General features: G+C 39.7%; 15 protein-coding genes. 11 read left to right on the forward strand and 4 right to left on the reverse strand.

Annotated features, from left to right (window positions below; translation table 11 throughout):
- The 3 genes from H5201_RS05485 to H5201_RS05495 all read left to right on the forward strand — a co-directional run.
- Positions 1-1,212 (forward strand): hypothetical protein (locus H5201_RS05485; RefSeq protein ID WP_310736928.1); only part of this gene is annotated, 1,212 nt, incomplete at its 5' end.
- A complete protein-coding gene (locus H5201_RS23090; protein ID WP_259399657.1) occupies positions 1,209-2,054 on the forward strand; it encodes a hypothetical protein in 846 nt (281 codons plus the stop codon). The genes H5201_RS05485 and H5201_RS23090, both read left to right, overlap by 4 nt.
- Positions 2,055-2,209: 155 nt before the next feature.
- Positions 2,210-2,653, forward strand: coding sequence for a hypothetical protein (locus H5201_RS05495; protein ID WP_182718528.1), 444 nt, complete (start codon positions 2,210-2,212; stop codon positions 2,651-2,653).
- 72 nt (positions 2,654-2,725) lie between these two features.
- On the opposite strand, the gene H5201_RS05500 is transcribed toward H5201_RS05495, so the two are convergent.
- Both H5201_RS05500 and H5201_RS05505 read right to left on the reverse strand, forming a co-directional pair.
- Positions 2,726-4,081 carry a tetratricopeptide repeat protein gene (locus H5201_RS05500; protein WP_182718529.1) on the reverse strand — a complete coding sequence of 452 codons (1,356 nt, stop codon included), beginning with the start codon at positions 4,079-4,081 and terminating at the stop codon, positions 2,726-2,728.
- Positions 4,078-6,768, reverse strand: a complete 2,691-nt coding sequence (locus H5201_RS05505; protein WP_182767852.1) for a hypothetical protein — start codon at positions 6,766-6,768, stop codon at positions 4,078-4,080. Before H5201_RS05505 ends, H5201_RS05500 begins: the two co-directional genes overlap by 4 nt.
- Positions 6,769-6,910: 142 nt before the next feature.
- Between H5201_RS05505 and H5201_RS05510 the strand changes: the two genes are divergently transcribed.
- The 7 genes from H5201_RS05510 (at position 6,911) to H5201_RS05540 (ending at position 15,181) form a co-directional block, all read left to right on the forward strand.
- Positions 6,911-8,125 (forward strand): ankyrin repeat domain-containing protein, encoded by a 1,215-nt coding sequence (locus tag H5201_RS05510; RefSeq protein WP_182718531.1) that lies wholly within the window; start codon positions 6,911-6,913, stop codon positions 8,123-8,125.
- A gap of 551 nt (positions 8,126-8,676) precedes the next feature.
- Positions 8,677-10,230 carry a 2-isopropylmalate synthase gene (leuA, locus tag H5201_RS05515; RefSeq protein WP_182739934.1) on the forward strand — a complete coding sequence of 518 codons (1,554 nt, stop codon included), beginning with the start codon at positions 8,677-8,679 and terminating at the stop codon, positions 10,228-10,230.
- A complete protein-coding gene (gene leuB / locus H5201_RS05520) occupies positions 10,227-11,303 on the forward strand; it encodes a 3-isopropylmalate dehydrogenase (RefSeq protein ID WP_182735445.1) in 1,077 nt (358 codons plus the stop codon). The genes leuA and leuB overlap by 4 nt, the downstream gene beginning before the upstream one ends.
- Positions 11,304-11,378: 75 nt before the next feature.
- Positions 11,379-12,779 (forward strand): 3-isopropylmalate dehydratase large subunit, encoded by a 1,401-nt coding sequence (leuC, locus tag H5201_RS05525; protein ID WP_145242429.1) that lies wholly within the window; start codon positions 11,379-11,381, stop codon positions 12,777-12,779.
- Complete coding sequence (gene leuD, locus H5201_RS05530) at positions 12,779-13,378, forward strand: 3-isopropylmalate dehydratase small subunit (protein ID WP_182739932.1); 600 nt, start codon at positions 12,779-12,781, stop codon at positions 13,376-13,378. Before leuC ends, leuD begins: the two co-directional genes overlap by 1 nt.
- A gap of 118 nt (positions 13,379-13,496) precedes the next feature.
- A complete protein-coding gene (locus H5201_RS05535) occupies positions 13,497-14,462 on the forward strand; it encodes a hypothetical protein (protein ID WP_145242433.1) in 966 nt (321 codons plus the stop codon).
- 125 nt (positions 14,463-14,587) lie between these two features.
- Positions 14,588-15,181 carry a hypothetical protein gene (locus tag H5201_RS05540; protein WP_182739931.1) on the forward strand — a complete coding sequence of 198 codons (594 nt, stop codon included), beginning with the start codon at positions 14,588-14,590 and terminating at the stop codon, positions 15,179-15,181.
- A gap of 3 nt (positions 15,182-15,184) precedes the next feature.
- On the opposite strand, the gene H5201_RS05545 is transcribed toward H5201_RS05540, so the two are convergent.
- Positions 15,185-15,556 carry a hypothetical protein gene (locus H5201_RS05545; RefSeq protein ID WP_145242437.1) on the reverse strand — a complete coding sequence of 124 codons (372 nt, stop codon included), beginning with the start codon at positions 15,554-15,556 and terminating at the stop codon, positions 15,185-15,187.
- A gap of 96 nt (positions 15,557-15,652) precedes the next feature.
- On the opposite strand from H5201_RS05545, the gene H5201_RS05550 reads away from it, so the two are divergent.
- Positions 15,653-16,099: a TerB family tellurite resistance protein gene (locus H5201_RS05550; RefSeq protein ID WP_145242439.1), complete on the forward strand. Its 447-nt coding sequence runs from the start codon at positions 15,653-15,655 to the stop codon at positions 16,097-16,099.
- Positions 16,100-16,104: 5 nt separating this feature from the next.
- Here H5201_RS05550 and H5201_RS05555 read toward each other — a convergent pair whose 3' ends face one another.
- Positions 16,105-16,674, reverse strand: a complete 570-nt coding sequence (locus H5201_RS05555) for an NADPH-dependent FMN reductase (protein ID WP_182783887.1) — start codon at positions 16,672-16,674, stop codon at positions 16,105-16,107.
- Positions 16,675-16,708 lie beyond the last annotated feature (34 nt).

Consider the following 16,708-nt stretch of genomic DNA (forward strand, 5'->3'; position numbering starts at 1 on the left):
ACCGTTTCATGCCCAAAAAACTACCCCGTTCATGCTTCGCATTGCTGCCTCTACGACCAATTTACACCGTACAATCAAGGACTATTGATGTCATTAATTTCAGTAAAAAAATCACCAATAACGCCACTGTTAACTAAGTCATTTTCACGCCGTGCAGTCATAATGTTACTAAGTGTCGCTACGCTGCTATTAGCAGGCTGTGGTGAGGAGCCTAATCCACCTGCTAAACAAGTTGTTGAAGAACAGCCCAGCCGATTTAGTAAAGATAAAAGAGCATATCGCCATACATATCATCCTGAGTGGCCTAAAGAGGTGCGCGACGAGGTGTATGGCGATAAAGAAACATTTTCAACTCCGCGGATTTTATTTAAAGCCGACATAGAGTGGACAGGGCAAACTACATTATTTTCTGCGCGCATGGATGGCTCTGATAGGCGCCGCATTATTCCCGAAACTGCCTATAAAGATAAATGGAGGGTTGGGTTACATAAGCCTAAGCGCTCGCCAGATAACCGCTACATTGCCTTATCCATGGATACAACAGAGCACGGTTTCACCCGCGAGCTGTGGGATACCAAAACCCAACAGTTTATTTTTATGAGTAAAGGCCATGGTTATGCTCATTTTAATTGGACTAAAGACAGTGAAAATGTGATTTTTTACGCCAGTGGTAAGCATTATAACTACCATGTACCGACTAAAACACTCACTGAGCGACCAATTATTTACTCTAATGGCTTGTTTTTATTGCCAGATGGTAAAACGTTTTTAGCCGATAAAAAAAATAAATACTGGTTATATGATTTTAATGGCGACGTGATAGAGAAGGTGGATTTAGGTTTTAATAACCATTTTACTATGCAGTATTTAAAAGTATCCCCTTTCGGCGATTATATTTCTTTTTTATCAGAGGGACTTGGATACCCTAAAAATTACTGGATTAATTTATCAGATCCTAGTAAGCGTATTATATTAGACTATGATAGATATACATATTTTTTCTCAGATAAAAAAAATAAAGTATTATATATTGAAACGATAAGGTCAACGGAGGAGGTGAAGCCGAATGGTCGATTCTATTTCGATGACTATATTGTAGAAACGGATTTACTTACTCAAAAAAAGAGAAAAATACCCTTAAAGGAATGTGGTATTTGGGGGATGGGGTCAATATATATTTATGGCGTGTTTAATATCAAGGATGAACAATGACTGAGCAATTTAATACAGGGCAATCTAGTTTTCCTAAAGCGTATTTACTTACCGGTTATGTTAATAAGGGGGAGCCAATTCGTAAGCTCACCCCGTTGTTTAATCGTGTAGTGGTGGCTGATAGCGATGGAGCCGCACCAATACTATTAAGCAGTGATGAAGGTGCGGTGCTTGAGGCTGTTGATGACAAGCAGTTAACAACACGAAACCCGTTTCATGCCCATAAAACCCGACCTATTATTGTGCCGCCGGTTGATGCGATAAGCTTGTTAGCGGCAAGCCAAGGTGATAAGTGGTTTGATACGTTTAAAACTCAACTAGAAAGCTATAAGGGTAAAACCAATACTCTTAGCTACAAAAAATTTGCAGTTGCAGATTTAAAGCGCCCTGATATTAATAGTAAAGATAAAACCTACAGCGATTGGTATAACGACCACATTATTAAGAGCAAGGTAACCCATATTTATGGTTATGTTATACCCAAAACACGGGCGCTGTTGCTCAGTGTAAACCGCTCTATTCCGTTAGCAGCTGACGATGGTAATGTTGAAATAGTAAAAGGCACTGAAACGCCAATTAAAGGTTTTTTTAATATAGCAGAGGCCAAACGAGAAGAAAGTAAAGTTTACACCGCTGTAATTAATAATAATGATCAAAAGCTGAGAACGCAAAAGTGGGACATGCAAAATAAATCAGTAATATCTGAGCTGAATAATCTATTAACGTTGAGCGATAGCGAATATCAAGCCAGATTAATGCAACAATGCTATGACGATGATAAAAAGCTTTACTATTGTCTTGACAGCCATTGTGCAAAAATAAATCGGAAAAACGATTGCTAGAACAGTTGAGAAGAGTGTGCGACTATCATTAATGGGTAAACCTAGTAGGAACAACAATGGTTTAATGTTATGCCGTAGTATAGTGGCTGGTTGTTGCTCTACTACAAAGTTTAAGTGAAAGTATAAACATATCTTAATTTACCAAGGAGGGAAAAATGCTTTTTTTGAAAAGATACACAACAGTCATTGTTGCCTTAAGTGCGCTACTATCGCAAAATTCGCTCGGGGCGGCTAGTATTAAAGCTTCGCCGCTGGTGCCAATCCAAGTTAACCAATTGAATAAAGTAATAATTACCAGCAGTGATTATGAATACGTTTACAAAGTTAATGCCAGTAACCCTAATTATGGCCAAGCGCAATTGATTTTTAGAAACAAACAACATGACTGGCAGCAGATTAGGTCAATATCTAGTGTTTTCGATGGTAATGCTTATGTAAATATAAAATTTACCGACATACCTAAAAGTGGTGATTTTGATTTATTACAAGATCTTAGAAATGGGGAAGATCCTACTTACATTTTAAAAGGTGTAGCCTATAAAGATCTTTACAATCCGTATTCGGATGTGCCCGTAATGCCGTCCATAATACTGGAGTGATGTTTTTAATTATCCTATTTAAGCGCTTATTATGAACGTTGACCCATGATAATGGACCAACGTTTTATTGTGTTATAAATTACCAGATCTAAAATTATTAATAGTTACATCATTAATAAGAGTTCGTTGGTATAAGCTACTTTTTGTTCCTTTACTTACAGAGTAATGCCCTAAAGTTGGTATATTAACAAATAATAGGATCACTGAGTTATCTTCTAAAACGGGAAGTTTACTTATATCAATTGAGTGGCTATAAATTCCTAAACGTTCATGGAGCGTATAAAAGTTTTGAGTTGATAAATCCAAATCTGCTATATCTATTTTTATATAATCAATATTTGGTTCTATATTTAGCTGACTTTGTTTTTTTTCAGTCGCGAGGTTTATATGCTGATAACCGTTATAATATTGCTCGGCCAGCTCTTTATTTTTGCTCACCCCAATACCATTCGCATACATATTAGCCAAATTAATTCTTGCGGAATTATGCCCTGTATAAGCTGCTTTTTCATACAGTTGGGCTGCAGTTTTTAAATCTTTATCTACCCCTTTCCCTAAGTGATATAAAACGGCTAAATTAAACTGAGATACTTGATCTTCTAAATAAGCAGATTTTTCATACCAGTGAGCGGCTGCTTTATTATCGTTATAGTGAGAGTGATATATCCACCCTAAACTGCGATATGCACGAATATCAGCTAACTCGGCTGCTTTTTTATACCAGTAAATCGCTTTGGTAATATCTTTATCCAACAATGAGCCAAATTGGTGCAACCAACCTAAAAAATAAGCCGCGTCTACAGACCCCGATTCAGCGAGTTTTTTGGCTAGGGCAATCGCGCTAGGGATGTTCTTTTCTCTATTTGAATTAATTGTATCTAACTGTAGCTCTACCAGTTTAAATGTAGGTTTTTTGGCTTCGTGGCTAATTAGTTTTCTTAGCCATTTTTCGGCTTCAATAAGGTTTTTTTTAACTTTTTGACCCCTACGATAGTATTCCATTGTTTTTTCTTGTGCGCTAATATCGCCGTGTTCAGCTGCATACTTTGTCCACATAAATATATCTTTAGGGTCGTTACTTTGTGCTAGTTTTTGTTGAGAAAATTTAAGAATGGCATTTTCTTCATCTATACCGCCATGTTCAACTGCTTGCTGATACCAAAATAAGGCGCGTTTTTGTTGGTTATCATTTTCATACATATTTGCTAATGCGATTTGGGCCGAAGGGTCATCTGCTATTGCTTTTAGAATAAGCGCTTCCTCTAGTTTAGCTTTTTCAGTTGTCAACTTTGGCTTGGCAAACAAGTCAAGTAATGGTTGTTTGATTTGCTGTGCTTCCATTTTAGGTGGGACTTGAGCTCGAGCTTCATGTTCGCACTCGCCTAAGCTAAAACAAATGACTAATATCGATACTATAATACGTTTCATTTGCTATCCTTTTGTAAATGGTTTTTACTCAAAGCATTAGTGTTGTGTTCTTTTTCTTGTTCTACACGTACACATTTCCCTTGTGGGGTGACCTTAACAAAAGTCATGTCACTTGTTGAATAGGTAATTTTTGTATTAATAGATAACGATAACCTCCCAGTATAAACACAGTTATTAGTGTAAATAGCTTTATCTTCTATATAATCAACATCTTGGTATATAATAGTTCCCTCACTGATTTCTCCATCTTGCCAGTTACCTTTAATAATACGCCTCGTGCTGTTAATACCTATATGTAACTTACCTACTCCATGAGCCACGCCATCTTTCCAGTGCCCTTCAAATATATTCGTTTTTCCGTAGCCATTAGGTTTGCCTTTGATCCACATACCATCATAGATAATGCCATGATGTGAAGTTAGTAATATCCCCTGACCATTGAATAGACCGTGGTCAAAGTGACCAATATAAAAACGTTGATATTTATTTATAAATGACCCTTGTCCATGGGGGATATTGTTTTCAAGCTCCCCAATATAGTCGCCCAACACCTCACCGTAGCCATCGTCTATGATAACTCTAGATTTTGTATAACCATCACGTATATTATGTAATTTATAACCACGAAAGTATTGGCATGGGTATTCCTCTGAATTCTCTTGACAGACTCCTTCGCCATGCTTTGTATCGTTGTCCCAATCGCCATCATAAAAGTCACCATTTGCTAAGGTTAACTTGCCTTTACCCCACCTCATGTGGGATAGCCATTGGCCACTGTATTGATCACCATTTGCGTAGTTCATTACTCCATATCCATTGTAACGGGAGTATTCAAATTCTCCGTTATAGCTGTCTCCATTTTTGTTTTTATATGTGCCTTGACCAAATAGCCAGCCAGCACTGAATAGTCCACTGTAGATATTACCATTTTCATTTAATGTTCCTTGACCATTATAATAATCGACTCGCCACATGCCTTCGTAGCGAATGTTGCCTTTAGTTTGTGTACCTTTACCATGGCGCTTATCGGCTTTCCATTGTCCTTCATAATGAGTTTCGCCATTGGTTTGTGTGCCTTGACCGTGGCGCAGGCCCAATTGCCATTGCCCTTTATAAACGTCGTTACTATAATAGGTCTTGGTTAGCACGCCTTGACCGTGAAATAAATCATTTTTGAAGTTACCTTTATAGATGTTTTTTTTAATGTAAGGTACCCAACTAAAAGTACCCGTACCGTTACGTATGCCGTTGTCGTCTAGCTCTCCCTCATAAGTAACTATTGCATTGTAGTAGTATTCACATGGAGTTGGTTTACGGTAGGTAAGGCAGAGGCCACGGCCATGTTTTTGTCCTTTGTTCCAGCTTCCATCAAAGCCGTTTCCGTCTTTATCAGTAAAACGTCCTTGACCGTGATGAAGGTAAGAAGAAAACTCTCCTTTATAGCGACTACCGTTTGTATAAATAACCTCGCCATTACCCTCAAATACACCCGCTTTCCAATTTCCTTTATAGTGAAGCGGTATCAGAGTATTGTTTTTTTCTTGATATTGCCAAAGGTGAGTGTAACGTTGATACATTTCCCCATAACCTTCTGCTTTTCCATCAACTTTTTCTCCAAAATAATAATTTTCATCGACTTTGCGGTCTCCGTAAATGTACCCTTTTGGTAAGTTTGAGAGTTTAGGTAAAAGGGAGGGCTTTTCTTGATTGTAGGCACTTGCTTTAAGTGGGCTTATTATTCTTAATTTGGTGGCGGAGGTTAAAATGTTTGTTGTTGTTTTTGTCGTTATATTATAAAAGGTTAACTGTTTATGCTCTTTGTCAGTGCCTATTAGTTGGCTATTAGCATGGTTAATATGCCACGGTGTAAAAAAGTTATTATCGAAGGTGCTGAGTATTTTTCCAGTTGTTATATTAAAGTAAAAAGACCTTTCTTTAGTGTGCAGTAGCCCATGTGTTTGTTCATTATTAAGATATAGTTCATTAAGTTTATCGTATCCATTTAGATATGGTTTGTTAAGTTTATCATACCCATCTAGATCAATTTTAAAGAGCCTTTTATCGTCCTTGTATTTACTCATATGAAACTTGTGAAAAGAGAGAGTTGAACCATCTTTTAAATAGACCGTATCACTATTTTCTTTTTTCTCTGTTACTGTTAGGTTGTTCAAGTCGACATATAAGTTTCGCGAGTGGTCGCCAAATTTAGACATGTAAACATTGAAGGTATTATCTTTCCAAATTATCAGTTGTGGTTGGCCTCTTACTGCTTCACCGATGATAAGGTGATCTCGAGTTAACAGATCATAAACAATGACTTCTTGGTACATAATTAGCGCTAAATAGCGGTTATTTGGTGAGCGAGAAAGGTATGTTATGTGCCCACCATTACCGCCAGGAGGGGTGTTGAATGAAAGTTCTTTCTCATCAAGCACCTGGCGAAGATCTGTTCCATCTATTTTGATGCTCCATATCGTTCTTTTTTCTTGCTGAGGTCCCTGCCACAAAAACTGGATACGCTCTTGATCAAATTGCGCAGCGTCGGTGATATCTTCTTTTAAAGCTATGGGTTGGGTTGCTTTAGATTCGTTTTTTTGTGTGTCAGGGTCAGGGTCAGTCTTTTCACAACCAAGCAAAGTGACAAAAATGAGGTATGTAATGATCTTAAAAGCAGTATGCTTTGGCATAAATAATCCTTTATAAAATGTTTCCGTGTCTTACATGACTATTGAAAATGCAAAAGTAATATCGTATTTTCGGTAAATATAATACACTATTCGGTTGTGTAAAAAAAAGGAACTTCTAATAAATTACGTTAAGGAATAACAGATGAAAAAAATATTTTTAAGTTTTGTATTACTGAGCCTTATCGCTTGGGCGAGCTATTTGTATTATAAAAAAAACAACAGTGGTTATTATGAGCGAGTTTTAGATGTAGAGATTATTCGAGGTGGTAAAAAAGTTACTCCTCGATTACAAGATTTTATGGATGATGAAAAAATAGCTAAAAGCTGCAGAACGCTTAGCCAAGGCATTGAACATAGTTATTTTTCTTTGATTAAATATGCGCTTGAAGGTGGGGTTGACCCTAATTGCAAAGAGAGTCGTGACAGCTTGCCTGTCTGTATGGAAACTCTTTTAAAAGATACCACTGACCTTACTTTAATGAACTACATGGCTAGTAATGGTTGTAACTACTCATATGAAAATGAAGTGGGTGAAAATGCTTTTCATATAATGTCTAGTTCTTTGAATTACAGAACATTGGCGTTATATATTGATAAGTTAGTAAGACTAGGCGTTGATATTAATCATCAGAATGTATTTGGCGACACACCCTTGATGTACTCTATCAATAATAGCGGGAACGCAAAACATACTGAGATATTTATAAAGTATGGTGCTGATTTAAATTATAAAAACATGGACCGCAGTACAGCATTAGGCATTGCTATTACAAATGATAATTCAAAAGTCATCGATCTTTTAAAATCTAAAGGCGCGCAGAGCTATATTAATGGTGAAGTTGTCAATAATGCCTTGCAATTAAAGATACAAAATAAGCGCGAGCAAGAGTTTTTAGAAAGGCAGAAAAAAAGGCAGGCTTCTTGGTCTAAATATATGGATTATTGGACAAATTTTATAAATGCTCACAACCTCGATTTAAGTTGTTCTTTTCGTTTAATGGGTGGGCCAAGGAATGGTCCTCAGGGGATAACGCTCAATGAACAAATGAATAATACGCTGAGTATGTCTACAGGAATGGATGCATTTGTTTTTGGAGGTTGCCCGGATTGGAAGTATTACCATTACCTCATTACTGGCAAGTCTGGGAGGATTTACTCTCAAGATAGTAATCTTATTTGGTATGAGCCAAATTCACCGATTGGTTCAGAAACATCTTCTTTTATAGTGTTACCATTTGATGATGAATTCCAAGGCTCCATCCAATGGTATGGCTCGCATAAAAAAGTAAATAACTTAAAAGTAGAAAAAGCGAGTTTAGAGCTTTTAAAAGAATATTCTCTTTATGTATATAAATAACACTTATTGAATGAGTGACAATTAGAGAGGCTGCTTTATGTCGGCTAGCCTTTTATTTCTAACATGACACTTCAAGTATCTGTGAGTAAAGCTGCAATTGATGCAATAAGTAAGTTGGCGTTGTTAATTGAGCATATCGGGATTGTATTATCGGCGAGTAGGTTGACATTAAAATAGAAAACTTATCTAAGCAGGATCGGCCATAAAGTAAAGTATATTATGGTTGCTTTAGGTTTGGTTTGAATTATATAACCTTAAAGTTGGTTTTATACGAAATTTATTTTCTTTTATTGTGGTTTTTCATTCCATTTAAAGGTGAGATTATGCTTGCATGCGCAGTTTTGAAGTGTTAAAAATAGGGCTCACTGAACACACACATTTAGTAAAGACGATGCAAAACACTCATTTAATTACATTAAAACTGAACCTCTTACTGCAAGCGCACGTGAGCGGGGATTAGTGTATTTGCATTAAGTAAACACAAAAAACCCCGCATATCGCGGGGTTTTTTTTATCTCGCATCCAGGGCAGCAGAGAATTAAGGGTAGATTATGCAAGAACAAGATAAAGTATGGATTTTCGACACCACTTTACGTGATGGTGAGCAAGCGCTTAAAGCGAGCCTGACTGAAGAAGATAAAATCCAGCTGGCGCATACTATTAGCCGCCTAAATGTGGATGTGATGGAAGTAGGTTTTCCGGTTTCGAGCCCTGCCGATTTTCGTTCAGTGCAACGTATAGCTACAGAAGTGAAAGGCCCTATTATTTGTGGTTTAGCACGCGCTGTTGCTAAAGATATTGAAGCCTGTGGCGAAGCACTTCGCACAGCACAACAAAGTCGAATTCATACTTTTATTGCTACCAGCCCTTTGCATTTAGAACACAAGCTACGTATGAGCTTAGATGATGCGACAGCCATGGCGGTTAAATCAATTAAGCTTGCCCGTAATTATACTGATGATGTGGAATTTTCATGCGAAGACGCAGGCCGTACACCGCATTGGGATTTATGCAAAATTGTTGAGCAGGCGATTAATGCTGGTGCATCAACCATCAACTTACCAGATACAGTTGGTTTTGTTACGCCAGACGAATATGCGGCGATGATCCGCCATTTAATGAATAACGTGCCAAATATTGATAAAGCGCGGTTAAGTGTACATTGCCATAACGACTTAGGTTTGGCCGTTGCCAACTCTGTTGCAGCGGTGCAAGCCGGTGCACGGCAAATCGAATGTACGATTAACGGCATTGGTGAGCGTGCGGGTAACTGTTCACTTGAAGAAGTGGCGATGATCATGAAGATGCGTAAAGACCATTTAAATGTGTATACCGATATTCGCAGTGAAGAGATTTACCGTGCTTCACGGCAAGTGGCGAAAATTTGTAACATGCCAGTACAGCCCAATAAGGCCATTGTTGGTGAGAATGCGTTTGCTCATAGTTCAGGGATTCACCAAGACGGTGTATTAAAAGCGCAAAATACCTATGAGATTATGTCGCCAGAAAGCGTCGGTGTGCCAAATAACCAATTAAATATGACCTCTCGTTCAGGACGCCATGTTATTGAGCACCGCCTTGAAGAATTGGGCTATCAAAAATCTGATTATGATATGGATAGCCTGTATGAAAGCTTCTTAACCCTTGCAGATCAAAAAGGCACAGTGTACGACTACGATCTAGAAGCGATGATTTATTTTAACCAAATCAGTGATAAAGACGACAAATACCAATTAGAGTTTGTTAACTCAACGTCTAACTCGCAATCAGTAGCAAGCTCAACGATTGGGATGACGATTAATGGTGAGTCTAAACAAGAAGCGGCTACCGGCAATGGCCCTGTAGAGGCGTCATTCTTAGCGATTGAACGTTTAACGGGTATGGCTGTTGAAATGATTGAATTTAATCTAGAGGCGACCGGTGAAGGTGCCAGCTCATTAGGTGAAGTAAATATAATAGCTAAATACGATGGCCGCCCTTATCACGGCGCGGGCATTGCAGCGGATGTGGTTGAGGCGTCAGTACGCGCCATGATCCGCGTTTATAACTTAATTTATCGCGCACAAAAAGTGTCTGATTTAAAACAACAAAGGAAAGCAGGATGAGTCAATCAAATTATAGCGTTGCAGTATTAGCAGGCGACGGTATCGGCCCAGAAGTAATGGCAGCAGCAGAGCAGGTATTGGATGCTGTGAGCAGTAAATTTGGTTTTACTTTAACTCGTCATCATCATGCCATTGGCGGCGCTGCGATTGATCAATTTGGTAAAGCGTTACCCGATCAAACCCTTGCAGCGTGTGAAAGTGCCGATGCAATTTTGTTTGGTTCAGTGGGCGGTCCAAAGTGGGAGCATCTTCCTGCCAATGAGCAACCAGAGCGCGCATCACTTTTGCCACTACGTAAACACTTTGGTTTGTTTTGTAACTTACGCCCAGCGCAACTATTACCAGCACTGAGCGCTGCATCGCCATTACGTGCCGATATAAGCGAAAAAGGCTTTGATATCTTATGCGTGCGTGAATTAACCGGCGGTATTTACTTTGGCGAAAAAGGCCGCAGTGGCGAAGGGGCTGAAGAAGTGGCGTTTGATACGCAAACTTATTCACGCAAAGAAATTGAACGCATTGCACGTTTTGCCTTTGAAGCAGCAAAATTACGTAATAACCATGTAACGTCGGTTGATAAAGCCAACGTATTAGCATCAAGTGTATTATGGCGCGAAGTAGTAACCGAAGTAAGCAAAGACTTCCCAGAAGTAAGCCTTGATTATATTTACGTTGATAACGCGGCAATGCAACTGGTTAAACAACCTAGCCAGTTTGATGTGTTACTGTGTGATAACTTATTTGGTGACATATTGTCAGATGAATGCGCGATGATCACCGGATCTATGGGCTTATTGCCATCGGCAAGTTTAAATCAGTCAGGCTTTGGTATGTATGAACCTGCTGGTGGTTCGGCACCTGATATTGCTGGCAAAGGGGTTGCAAACCCAATCGCACAAATTTTAAGTGCCGCGTTAATGCTACGTTATTCACTAGGCCAAGATGAAGCGGCGCGCAGCATTGAAAAAGCAGTAGCCGAAGCGGTCGAAGCAGGCGTAGGTACACCGGATATTTACCCAAATGCAGGTTATACAACGCAAGACGTTGCCGCAGCAATTGTCGCTCGTATATAAAACAGCACGTATTTAAACAATTATTCACTCGCTGCACCGTCACGCGGCGAGTCAAACAAATTAGGGGATCAGCAAGTGGCCCAAACGTTATACGATAAAATCTGGCAAGCACATGTAGTTGCTAGTATTAATGAGCAAACCGATTTACTTTATATTGACCGTCATTTAGTACATGAAGTGACATCGCCGCAAGCTTTTGCTGGCCTGCGAGAGAAAAACCGTAAAGTGCGTTGTCCTGAAAAAACCATCGCAACGATGGATCATAATGTATCGACCAAAAGCCGCTCATTAGATGCCGCCAGTGAAGTATCAAAAAACCAATTGATGGCGCTTGATGCCAACTGCAAAGAGTTTGGTATTGTACTTTACGATTTAAACTCAATTAACCAAGGCATAGTGCATGTAATGGGGCCTGAGCAAGGTATTACTTTACCTGGCACTACCATTGTTTGTGGTGATAGCCATACCTCTACTCACGGTGCATTTGGTGCGCTGGCCCATGGTATTGGTACGTCTGAGGTTGAGCACGTACTCGCGACGCAAACACTACAACAGAAAAAAGCCAAGTCATTAAAAATTCAAATTAATGGTGTACTACGTCCAACGGTTACAGCCAAAGATTTGATCATGGCGGTGATTGGTAAGCTAGGTACCGCTGGTGGTACAGGTTATGTGGCAGAGTTTTGTGGTGAAGGTATTGCAGCACTGTCAATGGAAGCGCGTATGACATTGTGTAACATGAGTATTGAAATGGGCGCTAAAGCGGGTTTAATCGCTTCAGACCAAATCACTTATGATTACTTAAAAGGCCGCCCATTTGCTCCACAAGGCGATGATTTTGAAGCTGCAGTTGCCTACTGGGAAACCTTAAAAACTGACGAAGGTGCGCAGTTTGATTTAGAAGTTGAACTAGAAGCGAGTAGCATTCAGCCGCAAATTACTTGGGGCACTAGCCCTGAGCAAGTTATTGGTGTTGATGAATGCATTCCAGATCCAGATCAAGAGCCTGATTTAATTAAAGCTGATGCGATTCGCAGTGCCCTTAAATACATGGGCTTAACAGCCGGTGATAAGTTATCGTCAGCGAGCGTAGATACGGTATTTATCGGTTCATGTACCAATAGCCGAATTGAAGATTTACGCGCCGCCGCACAGATTGTTGAAGGTAAAAAAGTGGCTGCTGGTGTTGAGGCGTTAATCGTACCTGGCTCTGGCTTGGTGAAAAAACAGGCTGAAGATGAAGGCCTAGCTGATATTTTCAAAGCTGCTGGTTTTGAGTGGCGTGAACCGGGTTGCTCAATGTGCTTAGCGATGAACGATGACCGCTTAGGTGCAGGCAAGCGCTGTGCATCCACCTCAAATCGTAACTTTGAAGGTCGCCAAGGCCGTGGTGGTCGTACACACTTAGTAAGCCCTGCAATGGCCGCTGCGGCAGCTATTCATGGTCGCTTTGTTGATATTAGAGGAGAAGCCTAATGAGCATTTATTTTAGTGGCTTAATGGCCCCACTTGATAAAAACAACGTCGATACCGACCAAATCATTCCAAAGCAGTTTTTAACTTCAACCAGCCGCGATGGTTTTGATGCGGCGTTGTTTTATGATTGGCGCTATTTAGATAACGACGAGCCAAACCCTGAGTTTATTTTAAATCGGCCATGTTACCAAGGCGCGCAAATATTACTAACTCGCGATAACTTTGGCTGCGGCTCATCACGTGAACATGCACCATGGGCGCTTAAGCAATATGGTTTTGAAGTGATTTTAGCGGAAAGCTTTGCTGATATTTTCTTTAATAACTGTGGCAATAACCAGATGCTAGCTATTGCACTACCAGCGCAAACATTGGAAGACTTGTTTGTACTGAGCGAGCAACACGACGATATTCATATCGACATCGATCTTGAAAATCAGGTACTTATCAGTAACAAGTTTGCACCAATTTGCTTTGATATTCGCAAAGACGTAAAAGAGCGTTTATTAAGTGGCTTAGATTTTATCGGCGTCACCGAAACCCTCAACCCACAAATTGACGCCTTTGAGGCAAAGCTTAACGCTGAGCGCCCTTGGCAGTAAAGGTTTAAAAGTTATTAAACAATGAAACGCGGCTCAGGCCGCGTTTTTTATTGCTGCGGTTAGAAATAGTTGTTAACTTCGGAACATTATTGGCAATTAAACATTGAAAGAACTATTTATGCGAACGCTTTCTCCAAAATATATAGGCATTATTTTAGGTGTGCTTTACGGCATATCTATACGGGTATTTCTAGAGTTTAGTGATGCGTTTAACTTCGGCAGTTTAGTCACTATTTCTTTTATGTTTTTAGTCCCCATTGCGATTGGCTATATTCGTATTTATTTTGAATGCAAACTCAATAAATCAATGTCTTATAAGCAAATGGCAGTTAAGGCTTGGCAGCCTATTTTTGTATTTTTACTGGTCAGTGTAGTCACTCTTTTAGAGGGGAGTATCTGTGTCGCTATGGCGCTACCTGCATTTATGTTATTTGCAAGTATAGGAGGAGTCTTAGCTGGATTTGTACATCGTAAATTAGAAAAAGAAAGTAAAAAAGTCGTCATGTCAGTGGCATTAATACCTTTGATTTTATCACCGCTAGAGGTGAATTTTTTAAAGCTATCGCAAACATACGAAGTTAAAAATTCAGTTGTTATCAATGCACCAATAGATGTTGTTTGGCGGCAATTGGCGAATGTAAGTTACATTGCAGAGGGGGAGTTCCCAATGTCATTTTCGCAATTGATTGGTATTCCTCGCCCTTTGCAGGCGGATATGGATGCACAAGGTGTAGGTGCAGTGAGAACTAGTAAATGGCAAAATGGCGTTGTATTTAAAGAAGTTATAACAGATTGGCAGCCAAATAAACAAATGCTCTACCAGTTTGATATCGACCCTGATTTGATTCCAGACAACGCACTAGATAAACATGTAAAGCTAGGTGGAGAATATTTTTCTCCTCTTTATGGAGGCTATTATTTAGCAGAAACCGCTAATGGACAAACCGTTTTAACGTTAAAAACCACTGTTGAAGATAATACCAACTTTACTATTTACTCTCGATTATGGGGTGAGGTTATTTTTCAAGACTTTCATAATTCACTATTAAAGTTGATGAAAAGCCGAGCTGAAAAAGCCGTTTAAGCTATTTTATGGTTGGCTTGCAAACTTTTTTAGCTTACTCACCGCTGGACCACCATTCACCGCGATTACTTCCTTTGTATTTATTAACAGGCTAAGCTGCAACTTTATACTTTTAGGAACATGCTATGAAATTATTAACTGCGGCAACTTTATTGCTGGCATCTACGGCGGCGTTTGCTCGCCCTGCGCCTTTAGTATCTATCCCAACACATGATGACTTTTTTGATAATATTGCCGCCTATTGTGGTAAAGCTTTTGAGGGTAAAGTAACGGTTGATAATGCCACTGGTCCTAGCTCGTTTGCAGGCAAAAAACTAGTCATGCATGTTCGTAAATGTACTGATAGTGAGTTACAAATTCCGTTTCATGTAGGTGATGATGCATCACGTACGTGGATCATTACCAAAACCGGTAGTGGTTTGAGTTTAAAACATGATCATCGCCATCAAGATGGAACTGATGATGTATCGACTATGTACGGTGGTCATACTGTTGATGCTGGGTTTGCTAACGTGCAGTCGTTCCCTGCGGATCAGTATTCAAAAGAATTGTTTGTTAGCCAAAGTATTCCACAATCTATCGGTAATACATGGCAGATGTATATTTACCCTGAAAAGTTTACTTATCGTTTAATTCGCCAAGGCCGCGAGTTTCGCGTTGATTTTGATTTAACAAAACCAATTACACCACCGCCAGCGCCTTGGGGTTATAAAGACTAAAGATTAGTCTTTGCTGGGCTTTGTCTCACATTGTAGTAATACCGTTAAAGGTGGCTGATAGGCGCGGGGTTTGGTTGGGAAACGATCATACTCTTGTACACCATCAGTCACTTTTAGCATAAACGGATTACCACGGCATAAACGGTCAGCATGGCGCAATAAAAATACACTTTGATTTTTAAAGTGCTGATAGTCGTCAGATTGAATTTCTAGATGATAGTTATTTGCGTCTAATTTTGTTTGGTAATAATGGACTTTTTCATCAAAGTCATAGAGTTTTTCGGTTTCACCTTTTTCTGCTAATACCGCATTACTGCCTATTAATAGTGCCAGTGCACTGATAATTACTAGCCTATTTGCTGTTTTTCCTTTCATAAACCTTTAACTCCATTATTGTATTGAGCGCACTATTTAATTACAGTGATGCAACGAGTTATGCTGTAAGTCTAACACCCAAAAAGGGAAAATGTGATGTTCAAACAAATAAAACAACTATTTTCAGCTTTTGATGAGCAACCAGCTCAGCTGCAAGAGCATGATTTGAAAACGGCTGTAGCGGCATTATTGATTGAAGTCATGCGTGCTGATCGCGAGCAGCAAGACGATGAATTGAAAACGTTATCTCTGACTTTAAAAAAGTATTTTAATTTGAGTGATGAAGACGTTAGTGAGCTAATGCAAAGCGCAGGAAAAAGTTTGGATGACGCGATTGATTACTTTCAGTTTTCTAAACAAATTAATGATCAATGCAGCGCAGAGCAACGCATTGAAATTATAGAGCTGCTATGGCGCTTAGCGTATGCCGATGGTGAGTTAGATCCGCAAGAAGAGTATGTAATTCGCCGTGTTTCTAACTTGTTGTATGTCGCGCATGAGGATTTTATCGCTGCCAAGTTAGCAGCGACAAAGCTTTCTTAAGCGGTTTATTTATTTAATTTGCTGGCAACGCTGACGAGCTGCTGAGCAAGGCCTGCAATTCGTTCTGCTGTCACTGGGTCACTAATGCGGCCATTTTCATCAAGCAAAGTGTGAATTGCAGGTACGGCAAGTTGATCTGCCAATACCAAGCTGCCGATACCCGATAAAATATCGCGAACGTGATTTAGACCACGCAAGCCACCTAAGCCTCCCGGTGATGAGGCGTATAAAGCCGTTACCTTGTTACGAAATGCTGGAACTGCGCCTTGCTCAGTACGTGATGACCAATCAATGGCATTTTTTAGTACCGCCGTAATTGAACCGTTATATTCAGGGCTCGCAAGTAAGATGCCATCTGCAGCGCGTAGTTTGTCTTTTAATAACTGAGCGCCTACTGGTGTGCCTTGCGCTTCAACGTCTTCGTCAAACATGGGTAAGTTTAGATCTGCCAGTTTAATTACTTCAACTTCTGCACCGCTTTCTAATGCAAAGCGGGCTGCTTCATTGATCAATTTTTGGTTAAAGCTGTCTTTACGTAAGCTGCCTGCTAAGGCAATAATTTTTGGTGCTGTCATGGTGGTCGCCTTCAATAACGTAGTTGGGTTTGCC

This window comes from Pseudoalteromonas sp. SG43-6, from assembly GCF_014164365.1.
In the GTDB taxonomy this organism is placed as follows: Bacteria; Pseudomonadota; Gammaproteobacteria; order Enterobacterales; family Alteromonadaceae; genus Pseudoalteromonas; species Pseudoalteromonas rhizosphaerae.